The 3,448-nt window shown below is 32.4% G+C and carries 4 protein-coding genes; all 4 read right to left on the reverse strand.

Features of this window, described 5'->3' with window-relative positions:
* Positions 1-519: 519 nt before the first annotated feature.
* Complete coding sequence (locus MWU32_RS03205) at positions 520-1,104, reverse strand: hypothetical protein (RefSeq protein ID WP_246937726.1); 585 nt, start codon at positions 1,102-1,104, stop codon at positions 520-522.
* Between the two features lie 162 nt (positions 1,105-1,266).
* Complete coding sequence (locus MWU32_RS03210; protein ID WP_246937728.1) at positions 1,267-1,947, reverse strand: hypothetical protein; 681 nt, start codon at positions 1,945-1,947, stop codon at positions 1,267-1,269.
* Positions 1,948-2,157: 210 nt separating this feature from the next.
* Positions 2,158-2,703, reverse strand: a complete 546-nt coding sequence (locus MWU32_RS03215; RefSeq protein ID WP_246937730.1) for an HNH endonuclease — start codon at positions 2,701-2,703, stop codon at positions 2,158-2,160.
* A gap of 161 nt (positions 2,704-2,864) precedes the next feature.
* Positions 2,865-3,344 carry a hypothetical protein gene (locus MWU32_RS03220; RefSeq protein ID WP_246937150.1) on the reverse strand — a complete coding sequence of 160 codons (480 nt, stop codon included), beginning with the start codon at positions 3,342-3,344 and terminating at the stop codon, positions 2,865-2,867.
* Between the last annotated feature and the right edge of the window lie 104 nt (positions 3,345-3,448).

The raw sequence follows: 3,448 nt of genomic DNA on the forward strand, positions 1-3,448 counted from the left end.
TGTTGTGTACAGGCTTTTCATTATCCGTCCGAGTGATTTTCTACGAGAATGTTCCATCTTGATTGGTTTAATTTTTTATCCGCAACGATTCCGCTCGAGTAAAGTCTGCTGTGAATGTTCCGTTCAGATTGGTTTTATTATTTATTCGCAACGATTCCGATCTGATTGGTTTGTTTTTTTATCCGCAACGATTCCGTCCGAGTAAAGTCCGTTGGGAATGTTTCGATCTAATTGGTTTTATTTTTATCTGTTATGATTCCGTTCGAGTAGATTCCGTTGGGAAAGTAGCTCGGCAAACCAGTTTTATTTTTGCCTTAAAAAACCAAAAAAATTTTTTGAAAAACCTGGTGGTGATTTCTGCGATATTCAGCTTGTACACAACGTTTCGTGTATGAGCAGTGGCGTGGGACGTCACGGACAATTCCAAACAGGCACTTGCCAGAGGAAAATCCGCAGGATTTTCCAAGTAGGCGAGAACAAGCCATTGCTTATACACATTGTTGTGTGTTCGTTTTTTTTTTATATCATTGACCAAGCTCTTTTCATGAATGTCAATTCAGCGTTTTTAATAAATTCGGTCAAATCGGTTTTTTTATTCGCAAATTCATTTTTTAATTCCAAAAGGAATACTTGGGTATATATAAGTTCAGGCATATTTACAAACATTCTGAACTTTTTAATTTTTGGTGAATTGTTTAAAAAAGTCAATTCTTCCAAGTCCCAAATTTTAAAATATTTTTCGCTTATCAAATCTGGATATAAAATTCCATTTTCGAAAATCGAGCGAAATTTATTGTCAGTTAGGTTTATTTTAACAACTCTGTTTCCAAAACTAATTTCATTTGCATTTGTAATGAAATTACCATTGTTGTCCAAAGACTCATATTCATTTAAGATTTTAATTTTTCCAATAAATCTTTCATGATTTTGTTTTTTATACTCATTTTTAAAAAACTCCTGCGCCCAAAAATCCTCTTGTTCTCCTTGATTTTTGAAGGGTGGTTTTAATTCCGTTTTCTGTTCAGTAATTGCTTTTTGGGTCTTTGTTTTTGAGGAACAGCCAACAGATAAAATCAGAATTAATATTAAAGTCAATTTTTTCATAGGGTTTTTCTCAAATGACACACAACGTTTCGTGTATGGGCAGTGGCGTGGGACGTTACAGACAATTCTAAACAGGCACTTGCCAGAGGAAAATCCGCAGGATTTTCCAAGTAGGCAAGGACAAGCCATTGCTTATACACATTGTTACAGCACGTATTTTCTTCACGATACTGCCGTGATTTTTATCTTATCAATTAGCCATTTACCCTTTACTTTTCGAATAAATACCAATCCACTAAATCCGCAAAGTCGTCCACAACCAAAAGCGCTTATCATAACTCCATAGTTTTTTGTTTGATCAAATTGAATACGTGAAAATCCAGTTATTCCAGAAAGATAAAAATTATATTCGCCTTTCCAAACTTTGCTTGTAGCTGGTAATTCCGATCGGTATTTAAGTTTGAATTTATCATCGTGTTTTAAATCCGCTAAATTTATTTTATATGGTTTTTCAATATTTGTGGTATCCAATTTAATTTTGAAATCCTTATAAAAATTAATCAGTTCTTTTTTCGCTTTTTCATTTATCTGGTAAGTACTGTCCACAATCGCAACTACTAATTTAGTAGTATCTTTTTGTAACTCAGCTTTTCGCCTTTCGAGGTCGGCTATAATTTTGGTTTCATCCCATTTAATTTCTGTTGAATCAGTCCATTCGAAATTCGGTGGTGGTGGTGGGGGTGGTTGCTGTGTCAATCTTGTATCGTAAAAAACAGAATCAAGCAAAGCTGGAAAAATTTCGTTCACAACAGACTTTTCAAACTCCAAACTTGTTTGTTTTTTTCCACAGCTAATGAATAGCAAAAACATTGTAATTATGACTAAGATTTTATTTGTGGTCATATGTGCTGTAACGGTTTTGTATATGGCTTGTAGCGTGCAAATTAGCGATTATTTTTAGGTTGGGCACAAGCCAGATTTTTAAATTTTACTATTTATCTTTTTTTATTGGAAATCGTCAAATTTAAAAATTTGGCGACTTTCTAAATACGCCTTAACTTCGATTAGACAACTAATTAGCTATGAGCTATATACGTTGTTACCCAACGTTTTTTATTCAGTTACAGAACTCCAATTTTCGCCTGTTTTTATTCTGTGTATTTGCATATCAGAAACTCCAAAGCGTTTAGCAATCATTTTCAGCCTGTTATTTTTGTTTTTTAATTGGCGTTTGATAATTTTTACTTTTCCCGCGTTCAGTTTGCCAATATTTTTGCTCCTTTTTTTAACAATTTCTTTCCAATCTGGATGGCTGAATTGATGTAATTCCTTTTCTCTTTTCGTAGCCCATTTTAGATTTTCTATTCGATTGTCGGTTTTGTCATAGTTCAGATGAATAACACAAATTCCATCATTTTTTTCCAGAAAATGTTCCGCAACGAGTTTGTGTACGTATCTGCTGGTCTGTTTTCCGTTCTTTTTTTGTTTTACTGGTAAATTCTGATATCCGTTTATAAAGTATTTTTTAACCAAAAATTTCTCATCAGTTTTACAATTTATAATTCTTCCGTAATTTGATATTTTAAACTTCTCTTTCTCAGAAATCTTATCATCAAATACAATCTCTTTCCATTCTTCATTCCAATAATTTCGTATCATTTTAGATGTTTGTCTTAAATGTTGGGTAACGTTTAGTGTATGAGCAGTGGTGTGGTTCGGTACGGACAATTGCAAACAGGTACTTGCCAGAGGAAAATCCGAAGGATTTTCCAAGTAGGCGAGAACAAGCCATTGCTTATACACACTGTTGTAACACGTTTTCATTCATTCAAATTATTAATTATTATTTCAGTCAAATTATTATCTTTTGCTTCAAGAAAAATAATTGTAGGTCCATAAACATTGTTTATTGCAAGAAGTCCATATTCTGAATTAAATAAAATTGGTCCTGTTCCATGGGTTCCAGGGTTTTCTAAATCATAATATTTAAATTCTAAATCCTTTAGTTTCTGGTTTCGAAATGTTTTTTTGTCTGACTCAATGAATTCCCTAAATCCAAAAAATAAAATATTTGAGTTTGCTGCTTTTTGAATATTGATAGTTTTTGTACTGTCAATTTTACTAACATAATTATAAATTAAAGTGTCACCTTTTCTATGAAATGAGAGCGTAAAGCTTTCAATTTTAGGTTCCCCTCCGAAATGAATAGAAGCTTCTCTTTCTGCTTTCCATTCTGTATTTTTTTCAGAACAGCTCAAGGAAATGAATATTGTTAATATATAATATTTTAGTTTTCTCAAATTTTGGCTAAAGTCAAATTTACTATAATTTTCCTACACAATAATTTTACTGGTTAGTTTATGAAATAAATGAGTTTTTATTGTGTGGGGAATGTGTTACAACG

This window comes from Gelidibacter sp. F63206, from assembly GCF_023015735.1.